Origin of the sequence: Roseburia sp. AM59-24XD, from assembly GCF_003478445.1 — a bacterium.
Taxonomy (GTDB): domain Bacteria; phylum Bacillota; class Clostridia; order Lachnospirales; family Lachnospiraceae; genus Jutongia.
In genome coordinates, this window is sequence record NZ_QUET01000009.1 from 38,317 (window position 1) to 56,766 (window position 18,450).

15 protein-coding genes and 1 pseudogene are annotated in these 18,450 nt (G+C 45.4%); 2 read left to right on the forward strand and 14 right to left on the reverse strand.

All coding sequences use genetic code 11. The features are described from left to right. Positions 1 to 34 precede the first annotated feature (34 nt). From DXA20_RS05830 to DXA20_RS05865, 8 genes and pseudogenes are all read right to left on the reverse strand, one after another. Positions 35 to 1,300 (reverse strand): sensor histidine kinase, encoded by a 1,266-nt coding sequence (locus tag DXA20_RS05830; RefSeq protein WP_118559641.1) that lies wholly within the window; start codon positions 1,298 to 1,300, stop codon positions 35 to 37. Next, positions 1,276 to 1,964, reverse strand: a pseudogene (locus DXA20_RS05835) (response regulator transcription factor). The gene DXA20_RS05830 and the pseudogene DXA20_RS05835 overlap by 25 nt, the downstream one beginning before the upstream one ends. Before the next feature lie 87 nt (positions 1,965 to 2,051). Next, positions 2,052 to 2,531: a 23S rRNA (pseudouridine(1915)-N(3))-methyltransferase RlmH gene (gene rlmH / locus DXA20_RS05840; protein WP_022306828.1), complete on the reverse strand. Its 480-nt coding sequence runs from the start codon at positions 2,529 to 2,531 to the stop codon at positions 2,052 to 2,054. A 78-nt stretch (positions 2,532 to 2,609) separates the two neighbouring features. Then, entirely contained in the window at positions 2,610 to 2,957 is a 348-nt protein-coding gene (locus DXA20_RS05845; RefSeq protein ID WP_022306827.1) for a type II toxin-antitoxin system PemK/MazF family toxin, read from the reverse strand. A gap of 179 nt (positions 2,958 to 3,136) precedes the next feature. Continuing rightward, positions 3,137 to 4,309 (reverse strand): alanine racemase, encoded by a 1,173-nt coding sequence (gene alr, locus DXA20_RS05850; RefSeq protein WP_118559642.1) that lies wholly within the window; start codon positions 4,307 to 4,309, stop codon positions 3,137 to 3,139. 66 nt (positions 4,310 to 4,375) lie between these two features. Beyond that, complete coding sequence (locus DXA20_RS05855; RefSeq protein ID WP_118559643.1) at positions 4,376 to 5,923, reverse strand: NAD(P)H-hydrate dehydratase; 1,548 nt, start codon at positions 5,921 to 5,923, stop codon at positions 4,376 to 4,378. Positions 5,924 to 5,973: 50 nt separating this feature from the next. Next, entirely contained in the window at positions 5,974 to 6,387 is a 414-nt protein-coding gene (acpS, locus tag DXA20_RS05860; RefSeq protein ID WP_243100557.1) for a holo-ACP synthase, read from the reverse strand. Then, positions 6,377 to 7,042: a hypothetical protein gene (locus DXA20_RS05865; RefSeq protein WP_118559644.1), complete on the reverse strand. Its 666-nt coding sequence runs from the start codon at positions 7,040 to 7,042 to the stop codon at positions 6,377 to 6,379. Before DXA20_RS05865 ends, acpS begins: the two co-directional genes overlap by 11 nt. Positions 7,043 to 7,238: 196 nt before the next feature. Between DXA20_RS05865 and DXA20_RS05870 the strand changes: the two genes are divergently transcribed. Then, a complete protein-coding gene (locus tag DXA20_RS05870; protein ID WP_118559645.1) occupies positions 7,239 to 8,465 on the forward strand; it encodes a UTP--glucose-1-phosphate uridylyltransferase in 1,227 nt (408 codons plus the stop codon). A gap of 197 nt (positions 8,466 to 8,662) precedes the next feature. On the opposite strand, the gene hemW is transcribed toward DXA20_RS05870, so the two are convergent. From hemW to gpr, 5 genes are all read right to left on the reverse strand, one after another. Next, positions 8,663 to 9,868, reverse strand: coding sequence for a radical SAM family heme chaperone HemW (gene hemW / locus DXA20_RS05875; protein ID WP_118559646.1), 1,206 nt, complete (start codon positions 9,866 to 9,868; stop codon positions 8,663 to 8,665). Further along, a complete protein-coding gene (gene lepA, locus DXA20_RS05880) occupies positions 9,858 to 11,672 on the reverse strand; it encodes a translation elongation factor 4 (RefSeq protein WP_118559647.1) in 1,815 nt (604 codons plus the stop codon). Before lepA ends, hemW begins: the two co-directional genes overlap by 11 nt. Positions 11,673 to 11,746: 74 nt before the next feature. Beyond that, positions 11,747 to 12,649 carry a stage II sporulation protein P gene (gene spoIIP, locus DXA20_RS05885; RefSeq protein ID WP_118559648.1) on the reverse strand — a complete coding sequence of 301 codons (903 nt, stop codon included), beginning with the start codon at positions 12,647 to 12,649 and terminating at the stop codon, positions 11,747 to 11,749. A 14-nt stretch (positions 12,650 to 12,663) separates the two neighbouring features. Beyond that, positions 12,664 to 13,110, reverse strand: a complete 447-nt coding sequence (locus DXA20_RS05890; RefSeq protein ID WP_118559649.1) for a hypothetical protein — start codon at positions 13,108 to 13,110, stop codon at positions 12,664 to 12,666. Between the two features lie 53 nt (positions 13,111 to 13,163). Next, the gene (gene gpr, locus DXA20_RS05895; RefSeq protein WP_118559691.1) at positions 13,164 to 14,066 is read right to left on the reverse strand and encodes a GPR endopeptidase; all 903 of its coding nucleotides are present in this window, start codon (positions 14,064 to 14,066) and stop codon (positions 13,164 to 13,166) included. 184 nt (positions 14,067 to 14,250) lie between these two features. On the opposite strand from gpr, the gene rpsT reads away from it, so the two are divergent. Continuing rightward, on the forward strand, positions 14,251 to 14,514 hold the full coding sequence (gene rpsT, locus DXA20_RS05900) for a 30S ribosomal protein S20 (protein ID WP_022306816.1): 264 nt from the start codon (positions 14,251 to 14,253) through the stop codon (positions 14,512 to 14,514). Positions 14,515 to 14,678: 164 nt separating this feature from the next. Here rpsT and DXA20_RS05905 read toward each other — a convergent pair whose 3' ends face one another. Then, on the reverse strand, positions 14,679 to 18,257 hold the full coding sequence (locus tag DXA20_RS05905; protein WP_118559650.1) for an InlB B-repeat-containing protein: 3,579 nt from the start codon (positions 18,255 to 18,257) through the stop codon (positions 14,679 to 14,681). Positions 18,258 to 18,450: the final 193 nt, after the last annotated feature.

Below are 18,450 nucleotides of genomic sequence, written 5' to 3' on the forward strand. Positions count from 1 at the left end.
TTACAGAATTGTAAGATTTCTGCTCACTTAAAATTTAACCAACATATGGTAATTGAATCACAAACGTACTTCCTTTTTTCTTTTTGCCGGAGGTTACCGTAATCGTACCTGCGTGTTTTTCGATAATTTCTCTCGATAGAAAAAGTCCGATTCCTGTACCACTCTTTTCCATAACCTCCTTGGAACTTCCTCTGTAAAATCGTTGAAAAATTTTGTGATACTCATTCTGCGGAATACCAATTCCCTGATCCTCAATTTCCATTCTTACAAGATCGTTTCTTTTTTGTAACCGGATAAATATTTTTGAACCATCCGAGCTGTACTTGATTGCATTATCCAAAACGTTGATCACAGCTTCACCAAGCCACCTTTTATCCTGCATAATCATGCATGTTTCCAGCTCTTTTTCATAGTCAAAAACGAATTCAATTTCTTTCTCATCCGCTTTAGGATAAGTGCGGTTCACAGCAGATATGACAGTATCCATAAGCGGAATTTTTTTCTTATTAATCTGAATCAGTCCAGTTTCCATCTTGGATATTTCAAGAAGCGACTGCAATAATGTCTCCAGTCCATCCAGAGCACTCCGACAACGGATACGAAACTCCTCCTGTTCTGTGGCACTTAAGTCATTCTGCATCAGCACACTAAAACATGTATCCAAAGCTGCAACCGGTGTCTTTAACTGGTGAGAAATATCAGAAACCATTTCTTTCGTGTTCTCCTTTTCTGCCCTTGCTTCTTCCTTTATCAACTGAATATGATGTCCGATTGCTTCAAGCTGGTCATTCAATTTTTCCAGTTCTGCATGATTTTCTGTTTTCAGTAAATCATCAAATTTATTTTCACGGAATCTGATCAGAATTTCTTCCAACTGGTCTAAAATTTTCTGATGACACGCATCTTCTTTTTTCTTCCAATAAAGTAAAAAAGTCAAAAGAAGCACGCATATCACAGTGCTTACAGCACCGGTCACCATAACCTGATGCCGGAATTGTAAATAAAATACATTTCCTTTATTTCCCCAGTATCCATATTGCTCCAATAATCGCCTTCCCCGTTCGTTGGTTCCAATATCTTTATCCTTAAGCAATTCCGAAACAGCATCCAGCCCGGAAAATTCTTCCTTTGCAGCAATGTCTGTCATAAGATTCATTTTATATTTATAATCCTCATAAAACACATACGTGGTAAAGCAATTTAATATTACAAACAATACTATGACAGGCAATATCAAGGAGAGCCCTACTGGAATCTTCTTGCAATATTTTTTTGTCACTGCCTTACCTCCTGATTCCATATATACCCAAGACCTCTGATATTCTTTATATAGACCGGTGCAGCCGGATTGTCTTCAATTTTCTCACGGAGTCTCCTGATATTAACAGCGATTGTATTTTCATCCACAAAATCCCCTTCCAGATCAAACACATTTTCCAATATTTGTGTTTTGGAAAGAATCTTTTTCGGATTCTGAAGAAAAAAAGTCAGCATTTTCAACTCCGTTTTTGTCAGACTGATTTCACGACCCTTTATCAGGACTTTCATTTCTCCTGCGATAAATACAATATCTCCCGAAATCATCTTTCCGGCTTCCGTTTTCTCCTGTCTGCGGCGGAAATGTGCTTCTATTTTCAAAAGAAGTACCGAAAGACTAAACGGCTTTGTAATATAATCATCTGCCCTGCTTCATATCCCATAACCTGATCCATCTCCTGATCTAGTGCTGTAAGGCAAATAATGTATGTATTATAATTGCATCTCATCCACCTTACAAATTCCAGTCCATTCCCATCCGGAAGATTCACATCACAAATGGTAACATCCACATTATTATCACTTGCAATTCTTTTCGCTTTTTTCACTGATTCTGCTGAAAAAACCTCATATCCGGATTTTTTCAGTGAAAATGTAATTCCACGATTTAAATTTTCATCATCTTCAACCACGAGTATACCAGGCATAGCATATGCACCTCTCTTTATTAACTATATATATTTAATATCAGAGTAGATATTGTTTTTATTACTCATCTCCCAACGTCCTGCACTCTATTTGTGGTATGGTTCCCCGTGTATGATCCGATACCCGCGGTAAATCTGTTCAAGCAGAATCACACGCATTAACTGATGTGGGAAGGTCATCGGCGAGAAACTGAGCAGCTCATCCGCCTGCTTTAGTATCTCTGGATCAAGTCCGATCGATCCGCCGATGATAAAGATAATATGGCTTTTGCCTTCGATGCCGAGCCTGTCCAGCTTGCGTGCAAACGCTTCGGAGGACATCTGTTTCCCTTCGATTGCCAGAGCGATCACATATGCGTCATCCTTCAGGTATCTGGCAAGGCGTTCGCCTTCCTTCCGGCGGATCAGCTCCTCTTCCCTTTCACTTGCCCGATCCGGCGTTTTCTCGTCGGCAACCTCTATGATCTCCGGTTTACAGTAGCGGCTCAGCCGCTTGCTGTATTCCTGAATCGCCCCTGTGAAATATTTTTCTTTTACTTTTCCTACGGTTAATATCGTAATTTTCAACGTTTTCCTCGCTTTTTTTGTAAATCGGCAATATATTTTCTCTAATGAATGACTTCTTCATAGGTCTACATGACATTATTACACATCAAGTGCCAGACTGATGCAAAGTGCATAATTGACACGGTGCAAAATTGCATCATCCAAATGGCATACTTTCTCCTTGAGGCGCGATTTATCGATCGTACGGATCTGTTCCAGCAGAATGACGGAGTCCTTCATCAAATGATATTTGCCGGCATCCAGAGCAATGTGCGTCGGCAGCTTTGCCTTGTTCATTCTTGATGTAATCGCCGCACAGATCACTGTGGGACTATGGCAATTGCCCATGTCGTTCTGTATGATGAGAACCGGACGGACGCCTCCCTGCTCTGAACCGACAACCGGCCGCAGATCTGCAAAATATATATCGCCTCTTTTAATATTCAAACCATTTCACGCTCCATTCTGATAAATTCTCACCTCATATGCGTTTCTCAGACGTTTGTTTCCTATGTACCTGACAGGAATCCTCTTGAAAGAATCCGTATATGAAATGTTATTTCCATTATTACCAGAAAATGGAATCGTTATACGTTTGTTTCTATCTGTCCCATAAATAGTACAGATTAAATGTCAAATTCGGGATAATAATCCTTTGTCTCTATCTTTTGACCGTGGCGGTAATACACACGCGGAACACGTTTTCCAACATCACAGACAAACTCATAATTAAAGGAATACGCCATATTGGCAACCTCCTCAATAGAGATATAACCATCGCCGTCTCTTCCAACGAGAGTCACATCATCCCCCTGTGTGACATCCGGAATATCCGTGACGTCCACCATAAACTGATCCATGCATACTCTTCCGAGGATCGGTGCATACTGTCCGTGAATCAGGACATGCCCTTTTCCGGACAATGCTCTCGGATAACCATCGGCGTATCCGACAGGAACGGTGGCTACTCTTGTCTCTCTTGTTGTCGTAAATGTGCCGCCATAACTGATCTGAACACCCGGCTCCAGTGTTTTTACATAGGATACATACGCCTTTAATTCCATTGCCGGACGCAGAAGGATCTTGGACTTATCCACCTCTTCGGAAGGATACATACCGTAAACGGCAATACCGTCTCTTACCATATCAAGATTTACCTGCGGCATTTCAATGATACCAGCACTGTTGGAAACATGCTTGACCGGGAATGTCACGCCGGCCTCCTCCAGTCGCTTTACAAAGTCCTGATAACGCTCAAACTGCTTTAACGCCCAAGTCTTATCAGTCTCATCCATTCTCGCAAAATGCGTAAAGCAGCCGTCAATTGATATATTCGGAAGCTTTGCGATCCGGCAGATCGTCTCAAGACTTTCGTCATCCTGCTTAAATCCGATACGGCTCATACCGGTATCTAACTTGATGTGAATGCGTGCCGTTCTGCCAAGTGCCTCTGCAGTCTGTGAAATCTCCTGCGCCATCTTCCAGGTAAATACTGCTGTCGCAATATCATGCTTGATCATCGCCGGATACAATGCCTTTGGGGTGTATCCCAAAATCAGGACAGGCTTATCAATTCCTGCCTGACGAAGCTCGATTCCCTCCTCCAGGATCGCAACACCGTAGGCGTCGGCAACATCGTCCAGTGTCCTGGCAACCTCTACCGCTCCATGACCGTAGGCATCCGCCTTGATGATCGCCATCAGCTTTGTTCCCGGTTTAGTGAGTTTTTTGGCATTTACGACATTTTCATAAATCGCATCCAGATCAATATTTGCATATACTCTATAATAATCTCTCATTGTTATCTCCATTTCTTTCGAGTCACAGTGTAGGTCTATGTCTATACAACGTCACTGCTCTTCTTGTTATTTCGGCAGGATCTGCGGCAGCATATCAAGCAGATCGCTGGCGATCATGCTGTACCGTCCGCCTCTGTCCCTGACGTACTCATCGGCAGCAATGCCGTGCAGACAAACAGCCAGAACTGCCGCTCTCTTCGGTCGCATTCCCTGTGCCAGAAGTCCGGCGATCATGCCAGTCAGCACATCCCCGGTGCCTCCCGTGGAAAGTGCATTGTTGCCGGTAGTATTAATATACACCTCTCCTCCGTCGGTGACAACTGTTCTGGCATCTTTTAATACCAGCGTCTGTCCATTCGCACATTCGAGAGCCAAAAGTGCCTGATCAACGATCCTTGTGCGGATCAGAGGAAGTTCAAAGCGTGTAAGTCTTGTCATTTCCTGCAGATGCGGCGTCAGAACAACATTGGCAGACAGTGCAAGCTTTCTTGTACCGTCCTCACGCTCTACAAAATATTCATCCTTGCCGGAAAGAACATTCAGTCCGTCCGCATCAATGACGATCGCTTTATTTTTCTCCTTTAATACTTCGGTTAAAAGGATTCCTGCCGGTTCCTTTGTCCCAATTCCGGGACCGATCACGATGCAGGAAGCCCATTTGATTTCCTCCTGCAAACGTCCCGACAATTCGAGCCGGTTCTCCGGCTGTGAATAGTCAAGTGTGCTGTCATACGTTGCCACCAGTGCTTCCGGCAGTCTGGTACGGATCACTGTGCTGTTTTCTGCAGCTGTAAACACCTTTACCAGCCCGCTTCCCATACGTCCGGCTGCCGCAGCGCAAAGATAGCACGCGCCGCTGATCTCCGCCGATCCGGCGATCACAAGAACCTTTCCGTAGCTTCCTTTATTGGAACGAAGAATCCGTGGCGGCATCAGTTCCATGGCATCCTGACGGGTCAGGGTATACGCTCTTGGCCTGATCTCCTCCACTGCCTTTTTCGGAAATCCAATATCTGACACGATCACCGTGCCTGCATAATTACAACCCGGAAATAATACAATTCCACGCTTATTGGTGCCGAAGGTTATCGTAAAATCGGCCGCTGCAGCTACCGCCAGGATCTCTCCGGTAGTCGCATTAACTCCGGATGGAATATCCACGGCAAAGCGCAATGCATCCTGTTCGTTGATCCAGTTGACGGCATCTGCAAATTCTCCGGCGATTTCTCTGGAAAGACCAATTCCGAAAATCGCATCCAGTATAACATCATATTCACCGGAGGGAAGTCCTGTGCATATGTGAAGTCCCAATTTTCGGACAATGGCAAGCTGCTTTTTCATTTCTTCACTGGCATGCTCCTCATTGCCGATCAGACAGATTGTCACCAAAAATCCGTCCTCCCACAGCAGCCGTGCCGCCGCAACACCATCACCGCCATTGTTACCCATACCACATACGGCTACCACATGACTGCCCGGTTCTGCATTTGCCTTAACGCATGCCGCTACGGCAAGTGCCGCCTTTTCCATCAAAACCATCGATGGGATCCCGATCTCTTCAATAGACATACGGTCAATTTCTTTTGCCTCTCTGGCATCTGTAATATACTGCATACGCAATCGCTCCTTTCCATTATTAATTCTATTTTATTTCATGATTTAATTTAATCGTCTGTATGCTCCGCACTGTGTTCCGCTACCGCATACGCCATGGCAAGGGAATCGGTGTCTGTCAGGGAAATATGGATCGCACCAATATAATGCTCTCTGGCGTAAGCAAGGGTGTCCTCTGTTAATTCTACATACGGTGCACCGTTTTTTCTGCGCAGGATCTCAATCTGTTCCATCCGGACCTTTCCGCTGATCCCGGTTCCAAATGCCTTTGCGACGGCTTCCTTTCCGGCAAAATTGGATGCTGCACAGGCTGCCATCCTGTGTCCGCGCCGTTGGATCAGCTCCCGTTCCCTCTTTGAATAATAACGATGAAGAAAATGCTCATTTTTCTCAATCGCCTTTTTCACCCGTGCAATCTCGACCAGATCTGTCCCAACTCCGTAAATAGCTGTATTATTCTCCAATTTCGTTTTCCTCCAGATTGCCCTTCCATACCTGATGCTCTCTGTCAAAGATCTCAACGACCTCTGCTCCGAGAAGATTATGCATATATTTGTACATTTGTGTATTTCGCATTTCCATATCCTGCTTCTTGAGGATTTCGTCCTTTAAGCGTTCTCTGGTTGCCTTCACCCACTCGTTGATTGCCTCGATCTCATGAGTATTATCCATTAGTTCCTGATAACAGACACGCATGCATTCCACTAAAAGCTCTCTGTTCGCCTGTTCGATCTCTGTGGGAAGCTCACGCACAAGCTGCTCAGCCTTTTCCCTTTTATCCTTCAGGTCTGCCAAAAGCTTTTGATTCCGGTCCTGCTTCATGGAACGGATCGGACTGTCCACCTCATGTCCATCCGTCATATTATCAACGATGTTCTTCATCAATACCTTTTTGGCTTTTTCGTATTCCTTCAGATCATTATTCGTCTGTCCCTGCTTCTGGATCAATTTATTTAAACGCTTTTCTAGTGCCTTTATCCTGCTTGTTTTGCGAAAGTCCGGAAAAAGCTCATGCCACCTTGCATCTAGTGGAAGCAACGGGATCTGCCTGTTTTGAAGTGATTCTAAAAAATAGACGGTCCTTTGTTCCTCTTCCTGTCTTTTCCTCTTTCTTCCCATGAAAGTTTCCTCCCTTCCGAGCATACGCTTGGTTTTGTTTAAAGCTAATTATACCACAATTGACATTTTTTGAACAACATTTGATTATTTGAAGATTTTTTTGTATACTATTGGTTAACTATACGAAACAGGCTCTAAGCCAACATCTGAGCAATGCCGCCGTATAATAGAGTTTTGGGCGGGGAAAGGGAATATTATGACACTTGAAACAGCAAAAGAATTATTAGCAAAGTACCATCAGGAGCATGTGCTGCAGTATTATGATACACTTTCTGATAAAGAGAAAGCCGCACTTTTGGAGCAGATCGAGCAAACAGATTTTTCGGTGACGGAGCAGATCACCGCCGGTAAAGGTGAGCAGGCACGCGGTGTGATCACGCCGATCCAGGCAATGACACTCTCTGAGATTTCAGAGAATGCAGAAAACTTTACCGAAACCGGACTGGAAGCAATCCGTGCCGGCAAAGTTGCCGCTGTTCTTCTGGCAGGCGGCATGGGTACACGTCTTGGCTCCGACAATCCAAAGGGAATGTATGATATCGGTATTACAAAACCGGTTTATATTTTCGAGCGCATCATCCGTAATCTTTTCGATGTGGTTGACCAGGCAGGCACATGGATCCATATGTTTGTCATGACCAGTGACAAGAATCATGAGGCAACAACCTCTTTCTTTGAACAGCAGAAATATTTCGGCTACAATCCGGAGTACATCCACTTTTTCCGTCAGGAAATGGCTCCGGCAGCAACCTATGAGGGTAGGGTCTATATGGAATCCAAAAGCCGTATTGCCACATCACCAAACGGCAACGGCGGCTGGTTTGCTTCTCTAAAGCGCGCAGGGCTGCTCTCTCTGATACATGACGCCGGAATCGAATGGCTGAATGTATTTGCGGTAGATAATGTGCTGCAGCGCATTGCCGATCCTTGCTTTATCGGTGCAACACTCTCCCGGAAATGTAAGGTAGGGGCCAAGGTTGTCCGCAAGGCTGACCCTGACGAGAAGGTTGGAGTAATGTGCCTCGAGGATGGCAGACCTTCTATCGTTGAGTATTATGAACAGACAGAGCAGCTTCGCAACACCAGGAATGCAGATGGCGAGCCAGCTTACAATTTTGGTGTGATCTTAAATTATCTGTTCCATGAAAAGTCTCTGGAGGAGATCTGTGATACCGCACTTCCGCTTCACGTTGTTGAGAAGAAAATTCCATATATGAATGAGGCTGGTGAGTTCATTAAACCGGAGGAACCAAACGGCTGTAAGTTCGAGTCACTGATCCTCGATATGATCCATCTTCTGGACACCTGTCTTCCTTATGAGGTTGTCCGCGAGAAGGAGTTTGCTCCTGTCAAGAATAAAACCGGTATTGATTCCGTAGAGAGTGCCCGCGCACTGCTTCAGCAGAACGGATATACTTTATAGTTTTTTTCTTTCTGATACTTGGTGTTATTCAAAAGATTTTTGAAATACTGTACGAAAAACCGGACAGCAGTCGTAATGATTGCTGTCCGGTTTTTCGTACAGTAAAGTGATTATAGTGGAGTATAAATCCAGCGAGAATTACGAAGCAATTTTAGAGTGCAAAACGTCCCAAAGCTTTTATTGCTTCCGGTAGTCTTCTAAGACTCTGTGTCGATCAGAAAATCCGCCAGGATCTGATTGCTGACATCAATGCCATGCTCCGTCAAACAAAGATAACCATCCCTCGTCTGTTCCAGCAAGTGCGCCTGTTCATAACGCTGTATCACCGGTCCGTAAACAGACATGATATCCACCCCAAACCGACTTGAAAATTCCTGCTTTGAGATCCCCTGTATCATTCGAAGACCCAAAAACATAAACTCTTCCATCTGTGCCGTCCTCTCCACCTTCTCGACATCCTGCATACATTCAAGAATCCCGTCTTTGTTGACAACGTCTATAGAAACACTCTCCTCCAGCTTTTTAATATATGCTTCGTACTGCTTTGCCTGCAGCGGTACCTGAAAACGATAGCCTCCGAGATAGGAGGACGCATTAACTCCGACGCCAAGGTACTCACCACCGGTCCAGTAGACACAGTTGTGTACACATTCCATATCTTTATGTGCATAATTGGAAACCTCATACCGGTGATATCCGTTTCCATCCAGAAACCGTTTCGTCCACTGGTACATTGCGCGATCCGTTTCTTCATTCGGACGGTTCAATGTCCCATTTTCCTCCCAGTCCCCAAAAACGGTCCCCGGTTCTACGATCAAACTGTAAGAGGATATATGTTCCGGCTGAAGCTTTACAATTCTTCTTAGGGTTTTCTGATAGCTTTCCATCGTCTGACCCGGAATTGCCGCCATCACATCAACATTAATATTGTCTATTCCACTCTCCCGTACCTGATGATACGTTTCCAGAAACTGCTCATAGGTATGGATCCTGCCGAGCATGCTTAACTCTTCATTAACGGCTGACTGCAGACCGAGACTGACCCGGTTGATACCCATCTGCTGCCATGCGGTCAGATGCTCCTTCGTCACGGTTCCCGGATTGGCTTCTGTGGTATATTCGATCAGATCACTGCATTCAAAGGACTCTCTAATCGTCTGCCCGATCCGCACAAGGCATTCCGGGGCAAGGCAGCTTGGAGTCCCACCTCCCAGAAACACCGTGTACAGCTTATAATCCTTTCTGAGACGTTCTCCCCAGCTCTTTATTTCCCGGCACAAAAGTGCTGTATACGCCCGCTTCTCTTCCTCCCCGGCTGCTGCCGAATAGAAATCACAGTACCGGCACTTCTGTACGCAAAACGGGACATGAATATATAGCGACAGATTTCTTTTATTCTTCATCCAGCTTTAAGACAGACATAAATGCCTGCTGCGGAATCTCGACATTACCAAACTGACGCATCCGCTTCTTTCCTTCCTTCTGCTTCTCCAGAAGCTTTCTTTTACGGGAAATATCACCACCATAGCATTTTGCAAGCACATCCTTGCGCATCGCCTTAACGGTCTCACGGGCAATTATCTTGCTGCCGATCGCTGCCTGGATCGGAATCTCGAACAACTGTCTCGGAATCTCCTTTTTGAGCTTCTCACACATCTTTCTTCCACGCTCATATGCCGTATCTGCATGTAGAATAAAGGACAGAGCATCGATCTCCTCACGGTTGATCAGAATGTCAAGCTTCACAAGTTGTGACGGTACATATCCCTTCATCTCATAATCGAGCGATGCATAACCGCGGGATCGGGATTTTAATGCATCAAAGAAATCATAAATAATCTCATTCAATGGCAGATCGTACTTTAAGACAGCACGCGTCTCTTCGAGATACTCCATACCATTATAGACGCCTCGGCGCTCCTGGCATAGATTCATGATCGCACCGACAAACTCCGTCGTAACCATGATCTCTGCAGAGACCACAGGCTCCTCCATATGCTCGATCTCAGACGGATCCGGCAGATTGGATGGATTCGTAACATCGATCACCTCACCGTTGGTCTTATAAACTTTATAGATAACACCCGGAGCCGTTGTAACCAGATCCAGATTGTACTCTCGCTCTAATCTCTCCTGAATGATCTCCAGATGCAAAAGACCAAGGAAACCACAACGGAATCCGAAGCCGAGTGCAACAGAGGTCTCCGCCTCAAACTGGAGAGACGCATCATTTAACTGCAGCTTCTCGAGCGCATCACGAAGATCTCCGTACTTAGCACCATCTGCAGGATAAAGACCGCAGTATACCATCGGCTGCACCTTTTTGTAACCCGGAAGTGCCTCCGCACAAGGGCGTTCCGTCAATGTGACCGTATCTCCGACACGGGTATCTCCGACATTTTTAAGACTTGCGGTAATATAGCCAACCATACCGGCAGACAATTCCTCACACGGAATAAACTGACCGGCACCAAAAATACCAACCTCGACAACCTCTGCCTTGGCTCCAGTCGCCATCATTGTGATCTGCTGTCCCTTCTTTACCGAGCCATCGAAGATACGGCAGAAAATGATCACGCCCTTATACGCATCATAGAGCGAATCAAAGATCAGAGCCTGCAGTGGCTTGTCTATATCTCCGGATGGTGCCGGTATCTTTGTGATAATCTGTTCCAGTACCTCCTCAATATTGGTTCCCATCTTGGCAGAAATAAGCGGTGCATCGGAGGCATCCAGACCAATAATGTCCTCGATCTCCTCCTTTACGCGTTCCGGCTCTGCGCTTGGCAGATCGATCTTGTTGATAACCGGCATGATCTCCAGATCATGATCCAATGCCAGATAACAGTTTGCCAGTGTCTGCGCCTCAATGCCCTGTGCTGCATCCACGATCAGAATTGCTCCCTCGCACGCCGCAAGACTTCTGGAAACCTCATAATTAAAATCGACATGTCCCGGTGTGTCGATCAGGTTAAATACATACTCTTCTCCGTTTTTCGCCTTATATACAATACGCACGGTCTGCGCCTTGATCGTAATGCCACGCTCTCTCTCCAGATCCATGTTATCCAGAACCTGCGCCTGCATCTCACGGCTTGTCAGAAGACCGGTCTTCTCAATGATACGATCTGCCAGCGTTGATTTTCCGTGATCAATATGTGCTACAATACAAAAATTCCGGATATGGGATTCATCAATTCGTTCCATTTTGTTACCTCATTCTGTTCTTTATGATATCATATGTCTTCAATGATTGCCTTCGCGCACATTGTATCATAAATCTATTTTTCCGACAACACCTGATTCAGCACCTTCGCCAGAGGTCCCATGGCATTTTTCGCCTCCGCAAGCGTGTTATTTTCGTTTCCAAGCTCGATCAGCAACGATCTTTTCCTCATATGGAGATTGTACCGATAGCTTTTTAAGTACACCGGCTTGGCAAGGTTTGGATACAGCTCCATGCATTTCATTTTCATCTGAAGGCTAAATGACAGATTCGCCTGCAGATTATCGTTTTTCAAATAACGAATGTCCCCCTTACGGTTTCTGGAAAGTCCGTTAAAGAACATTACCTGCGCTGTTTTCTTTCCATTGATCGTTGTCAGGCGATGCACCTTGTTACCGACACCGTCTCTGTGCAGATCGATCACAACCTGAATGGACGGATTTTCTTTCAAGGCTTTCTTTAGTCCCGTTGCTGCTTTATTATAAGCTTTGTTGCGGTCAATCTTTCCGTTGATCCGGTCATATTCCGTTTCGTCATGGATCACCTGATAGCCATATTTCTTTTCCAGAATGTCCGCGAGGTATGTCCCGACTCCGACAACCGATTCCGACTTATCCCCCGGCTTGCTGTCAATAAAATGCTCGGAAGCACCGTGCGTGTGAAATATGTAGATCTGCGGTTCACTTGTCTTTTTCATGGACAGGTTTGTGTTTAACAATGCTTCGACATCAAAGATTTTTTTGTTGATGGAGGTTGAAGAATCTACAATATAAAAATTACGAAGAAGATAGTTGAGACTTCCTGTTCGCTGCAGATTCTGGATTTTTTTCTGATTATCCATACCGGAGGAAAGAACCATTTCTTCTTTGTTAATCTTCTGACTGTTTTTATTGTTTTTCTCACGATACGTCTGATTTTCCTGCATTGCCGCATCGGCAACGGCTGCATCCGCATCCAACTCCAGAGAAGTTTCTACCGCATCCTCTTCCTCCTGTTCGGCTTCCTTCTTTGCCAGAACGATCTCATCACAGGCTTCCAGTGCCCGGCTTCCCCGCGCCCAGTGGCTGCCGCACCGCTCCAGGTTCCTTTTGCTAAGCTTCTGCCGGGATAAAGCATTGCAAATTCACTCATGCTTTTATCCTCCCGGACGGCAAGCTTTTCCTCATTGCCTGCCAGATAGGCAAGAACCGGCACGGCATTAAGAAGCCACCTGCCATGTTTGTTCTGCTCTCCCTGTTTAAAATAAGATATGGTATCGCTTCCTGCCGCCCCGGTTTCTACCAGCCATGCCGCACTCTGTTCGTTCAGACTTCGCAGCATAGAATTCTGTTTCCAGAGCAATGCGAGCAGACAACCTGTCCCAAGAAGAAAGAACACTATAAAACGTGCTTTTACTTTTTGTGTCATATTGATTCCCATACTCGCCCCATACCTTTCCTATTGCTGCCGTTTTACATTTGCACTATTACAGTTTATGCATCAATAAAGGCGTTGATTCCTCTTGCAACAAGTTTCCCAATTTCCCGGATCTGTTCATCAATATCCTTAGGTGTTACAAACAGCTGTCCGATCATCTCACCGGCGAAGCTTTTCTGGAACAGATCGATCTGTTCCAGGGTATAGCCCTCCTTGAGCAGAGTGTTCTCCATGCATTCAGATACGATTGTAGATGCATCGACAACCGTTGGTACCCCGATTGCAATAACCGGTATCCCTAACTCCTTTTCGTTGATCGCATTGCGGTTGTTACCGATTCCTGCTCCCGGGCAGATACCTGCGTCGGTAATCTGGATCGTTGTGCAGAGACGGTGCACGCTTGCTGCTGCCAGTGAATCCACAACGAGAAGGCAGCAGGGCTTTACTTCGTGGATAATTCCTCCAAGAATTTCTCTGCTTTCCATTCCGGTCTGCCCCATTACTCCAGGTGCGACAGCACATAATGTCCTGCTGCCTGTCATCAGATCATGAAAATACTCTTTAATATGTCTGTTTACCTGCACATCATCCAAAACAAACGGTCCCAGTGCATCCGGCGTTGCAAAGCGGTTTCCAAGACCTGCTGCCAGATAGACATTCCCCTCCTTCGGGGCAAGCTTTTGTATCGTCTGCGCAATGATCATTTCAATGGTCTGCGCTGTCTTTTCCCGTTCATCGTCATCATCATATTTTCCCTTCTCCGTCAGTTCAAGCGTAATGTAATTACCGATGGGTTTACGCATCTGCTCCTGCCCCTTCTCGTTTTTGATCGATAAAATCGTAAGACGTATCCTGCCATCAAGATAATTCTCCTCCTCCAGTACCACTCCGGACACCTCTACATTATCCCCCGGAAAGCTTTCTCTGACCTCCAGTGCAAGATCGGTTCTTCTCTCCATTGCCTCTGTTCTCCCTTCTTTTTTCAAAATTGGTCCTTTTATCCTATTTTTTGTAAAAAAATGAAAAATATGTATTGACAACACAAAGAGAATCCCCTATTATATATGAGTATGTTTACATCATAGTGACCGTGTCCACAGATTGATGGAACAGTAGATTTCACGATTGGGAGGTGTAAAGAGAATGGCTAACATTAAATCAGCAAAGAAGAGAATTTTAGTTGATCGCAGAAATGCAGAGAGAAATAAAGCAATCAAGTCAAGCGTTAAGACTGCTATTAAGAAAGTTGACGCTGCTGTAGCTGCTAAGGATAAGACCGCAGCTGATACTGCTCTGGTTGCAGCAATTTCAGAAATCGATAAGGCAGCCAGCAAGGGTGTATTCCACAAGAAGACTGCTTCCAGAAAGATTTCCCGTCTGACACTTGCTGTCAATAAGATTGCATAATGAAATCAATTTTTATACAAAAAAGAACTGCTTAGGTGTGGGCAGTTCTTTTTTGTATGTTTCTTACTTTGTAGAAAATCTATGATTATTCATTCTCAATAACTTTAGATTCCTACAAAATTAAGAATGCTCTGTTGGAAACCTGACTCCTTCTATTTTTTATTCTATTTCATCAGCATATTCCTTTTTAATATATACTGCTTTGTCTTCATTCCACAGCTCTTACTGAAAGTAAAACGCAGTCTCTTGCTGCAGCCCTTCCAGGCACCTTTCTCAATCTTAGTAAGCTTCGCCGATTCAAAGGAGATTCGGCTCAGCTTCCTGCTGTTATAAAATGCCTTCCTGCCAATCTGCTTGACATTTCTGCCAACAATCACGCGGGTCAGCTTTTTCTTCTGTGCAAATGCCTTCTTCCCGATCTTTGTAACCGGATATGAATATCCTCTCATCGAAATCTGAGCCGGTATCCGTACTGTTCCTCGATTCTTATTGATACCGATCACACTGACACTGCGTGTTTTCGGTCCGCTTTTCGTCACCTTATAACGGATTCCCTTTTTCGTCACAACGGTGCCTTTTTTCACAAAGGCATCGACAGCACTATCCGCCAGCTTGGAAGCAATGTCCTTGCTGTCTGCTCCTGTCCAGGTTGAGATTACACTCATGCCATCTTTATCAAGGCCGGACGGATCCGGAGATGCAGACGGTTTCGTTGATGCTGGCGGCTGTGTGCTTCTAACCGGTAACGGCGTATTGGTTTTCACCGGGACCGGAGTATTCGTTCTAACCGGGACCGGTATTCTGGTAACGACAGGCGACGGTGTATTTGTCTCGCCCGGTGCCGGAGTATCTGTTCCGCCGGTGCCCGGTTTTGTTGTCTCGCCCGGTGCCGGAATATCTGTTCCGCCGATGCCCGGTTTTGTTGTCTCGCCTGGTGCCGGAATATCTGTTCCGCCGGTGCCCGGCTTCTTTGTTTCTCCCGGTACCGGGGCCTCCGTCTCAGAAGGAGGATTCGTTGCCTTTTCAGTTGGAACCGGGGTCGGTATCTCCTGACAGATTTCAAAGCTGCAGCTTCCTTTTACCATCATTACATGTCCCGGAAGAATTTTCTCGCCCTGCTCATCAAGATATCCAATGATATATTCGATATCCTTGATCTTCTCCGGCATAATATACTTCTGTCCGTATGCCACCTGTTGTACTTCTATGTTCTGCTTTTCGCCATCCTCCACAATATAAAAATTGAATTCATACTTATCTCTCTGCAGATATATTTCCACGCAGGTAGTACCATCCGGAGCAATCGTTGTCTGTTCCAGAGCTGTCTTATCAGCAAGACGGTATCCGCTTCCAAACATCTTGTGAATGCTTTCTGCCACATCCTTTGTCTGATACATCTGCATCAGATCCTCCTCAACGCTAAGATCCGTCGTTCCACGCAGATCGACTGTCTCGCCCTTTACATAACCCACGCCATTCAGATTCTCATAATACGGAATGATCTGATATCTTATATCTTCTCTAGGCAGCCAGCATGCATATAAAACGAGATCATGATTTGGTAATGCATAAGTCTCTCCCGGTCTGCCGGCAGCCAGACGGCTTCCCTTCTCGATCGTCCACCCATCAAAGATATAGCCTGTCTTTTGTAACTGTGCTTCCGGCAGTACAACAGACTGTTCAAACAGACCAAAGATTGGATCAAGTGCCTTGATATCTGTCAGCACACTTCCTCCATCCGGATCAAAGCTCACATTGTATTCACGTCGCTGGAAATAAACATTTAAGATCAAACTTCCATCCGCCTTGACAATCCCTGTCAGTTTGGAAGATCCCTCATCCAGATAAAAGCCCGGGAACATATCCTTATCGGCTCCAACCTGTACCTTTTCCCCTGTAAGGGCTTTCATTGTATATGTACTGACACGTTCATATGTCTTATCAAGCCTCTGCTTATAATACTCGATATGATAATCAACCGGTGCCGGGGTCCAGACCGCATACAACGTGGTATCCTTCTCAATATAAAACTGCTTTGCGCCTGCAGAGGTTTCCTTATCCAATGACCATCCCGCAAACTCATAGCCAAGCCTCTTAGGCTGCACATCAACGGTTGCCTCTCTGCCGCTCCAAACAGCATAAAGACGGACGGTTTCTTCCTGACTGGTAAGACCGTTGACACTGCCTCCATCGTAATAGACTGCACTTCCTGTCGCAGTTTCAGCCCATCCTACAAAATCCGAGTATACCGTGAGAAATTTTGTATCACTGGATGCCTCCGGTGCATTTGTGTCAAGTGTGATCCTTTTCTTGTTGATAAAGGAGTTCATGGTCAACGAATAATCATGACCATAGTAAAGATTGCGCATCACAGACATCGATCCGCCGGAAGCACATCCGGAAACAAACTCAATATTATACATGATCGGTGTAAAGTACCGATAGACAGTACAGCCATCATCCCCGACCTGCTTCATCGAGCTGTATATATAACGATATCCCGTATAATACGCACCGACCGATGTATCGCTGCCAATCGTTTCTCCACTTGCAGTCGTTCCATATTCCGCCTGCCACAAATGGCTTCCAAGCTGCTGTCCGGCATCCGGTCCTACCTGAACAACGTCAATACAGAATACATTTCTGGACGCATTTTTAAAATATCGATATACAACAGTTCCTTCTGCCTGAACGATACTGTCAGAGCAGCCGACATAATCCCTTCCCGGATAGTAAATACCGGAGCCTGTACTGCAGCCGATTGCCGAACCGCTCGCAAGCTCCCCGTACTCCGCCTGAAACGTTGTTGTTCCAAGAACCTCCTCGCCGCCTGCCGTTTGTAAAACATCAATGCAGGTGACATCACATTTCTTAGGAACTGCCTTCCAGTGCGCATACAGAGTGACTCCCTTTTCGATAAAATCTCCTTCGTTAAGCTTTACACCACCGTCTGCACTGGTATACCATCCATCAAACAGATACACGTTGCGGTCGCGCCTTCTGACCGGCACCGGCAGCTTATGGATCACATATTGGTTTGAAAGCTCCGTATATGCCTCTCCCTTCTCAGACATCTCGCCACCCATGGCATTTAATGTGACATCATCCTCCTCATCCCCCAGAAAAATACCGGGATTCAGATCGTACCAGTAAGAAACCCTGTCCGGAGAATGTATACCAACGTAATAGGTTCTTTCCTGAGCGATGGCAAGCATCAGCGAATATTTGGAATCCGTCCAATTTGCTCTGGAATCCGTGCTGTACTCGTACTCCAGGCTGAGCATCTCCCCCTTCTGATAACGTGTTGTCTTGATCGAATAACAGGGATAATCCTTGATAAGATCCTTTGCCCACTTACCGTAGATAATAAAACGTCCACGACATTCCATATCATCTCCAATGCCAAGACAAAATCCATCTCTGATTTTGATTGCTTCCTTGTCATTTCGTCTCGATCCGAATAGATTGGCGAAATGAAACTTCCAGCCGGTTGCATCCGTATACGAATACACATCGTATGCATATGCCTTCATATAATTATTCCGGGCAATACGCACTCCTGACACGCATGGGTTACTGAGTCCCTTTCCGTAACGTTTTCCGATATCTGCCGCCATAACAGTCGGAAGCTTTTCTTCTGCTTTGGCTTTCTTCGCCGGATAACATATCAGACTTAAGAAACCAAGCACACACACAACACAAAGTAATATCATGCGTTTCATTAAAAATAACTGTTTATCCATGATAACCTCTTTCCTCTCTGTCCTTCAGACAAATTGCAGGTTTCTCTGCAGTACAGATATCTCATCTCCCGGTTCTGATATCTGTACTGCACTTTTCGCATCACGGAATAAACTCTCTGTTTGTGAAAGCCATTATAGCAATCCGCTTTTCGTTCGACAAGTGGAAAAATCGCACAAATTTTCTTTTAAAAAA

Coding starts and splice junctions, on each gene's coding strand:
- alr (WP_118559642.1), bottom strand. CDS start 4,309: ATGAGAGATTATTATAGAGTATATGCAAATATTGATCTGGATGCGATT.
- DXA20_RS05905 (WP_118559650.1), bottom strand. CDS start 18,257: ATGGATAAACAGTTATTTTTAATGAAACGCATGATATTACTTTGTGTT.
- DXA20_RS05890 (WP_118559649.1), bottom strand. CDS start 13,110: ATGGGAATCAATATGACACAAAAAGTAAAAGCACGTTTTATAGTGTTC.
- lepA (WP_118559647.1), bottom strand. CDS start 11,672: ATGGAACGAATTGATGAATCCCATATCCGGAATTTTTGTATTGTAGCA.
- hemW (WP_118559646.1), bottom strand. CDS start 9,868: ATGAAGAATAAAAGAAATCTGTCGCTATATATTCATGTCCCGTTTTGC.
- rpsT (WP_022306816.1), top strand. CDS start 14,251: ATGGCTAACATTAAATCAGCAAAGAAGAGAATTTTAGTTGATCGCAGA.
- DXA20_RS05855 (WP_118559643.1), bottom strand. CDS start 5,923: ATGCAGTATATTACAGATGCCAGAGAGGCAAAAGAAATTGACCGTATG.
- DXA20_RS05830 (WP_118559641.1), bottom strand. CDS start 1,300: ATGGAATCAGGAGGTAAGGCAGTGACAAAAAAATATTGCAAGAAGATT.
- DXA20_RS05870 (WP_118559645.1), top strand. CDS start 7,239: ATGACACTTGAAACAGCAAAAGAATTATTAGCAAAGTACCATCAGGAG.
- DXA20_RS05865 (WP_118559644.1), bottom strand. CDS start 7,042: ATGGGAAGAAAGAGGAAAAGACAGGAAGAGGAACAAAGGACCGTCTAT.
- gpr (WP_118559691.1), bottom strand. CDS start 14,066: ATGGAGAGAAGAACCGATCTTGCACTGGAGGTCAGAGAAAGCTTTCCG.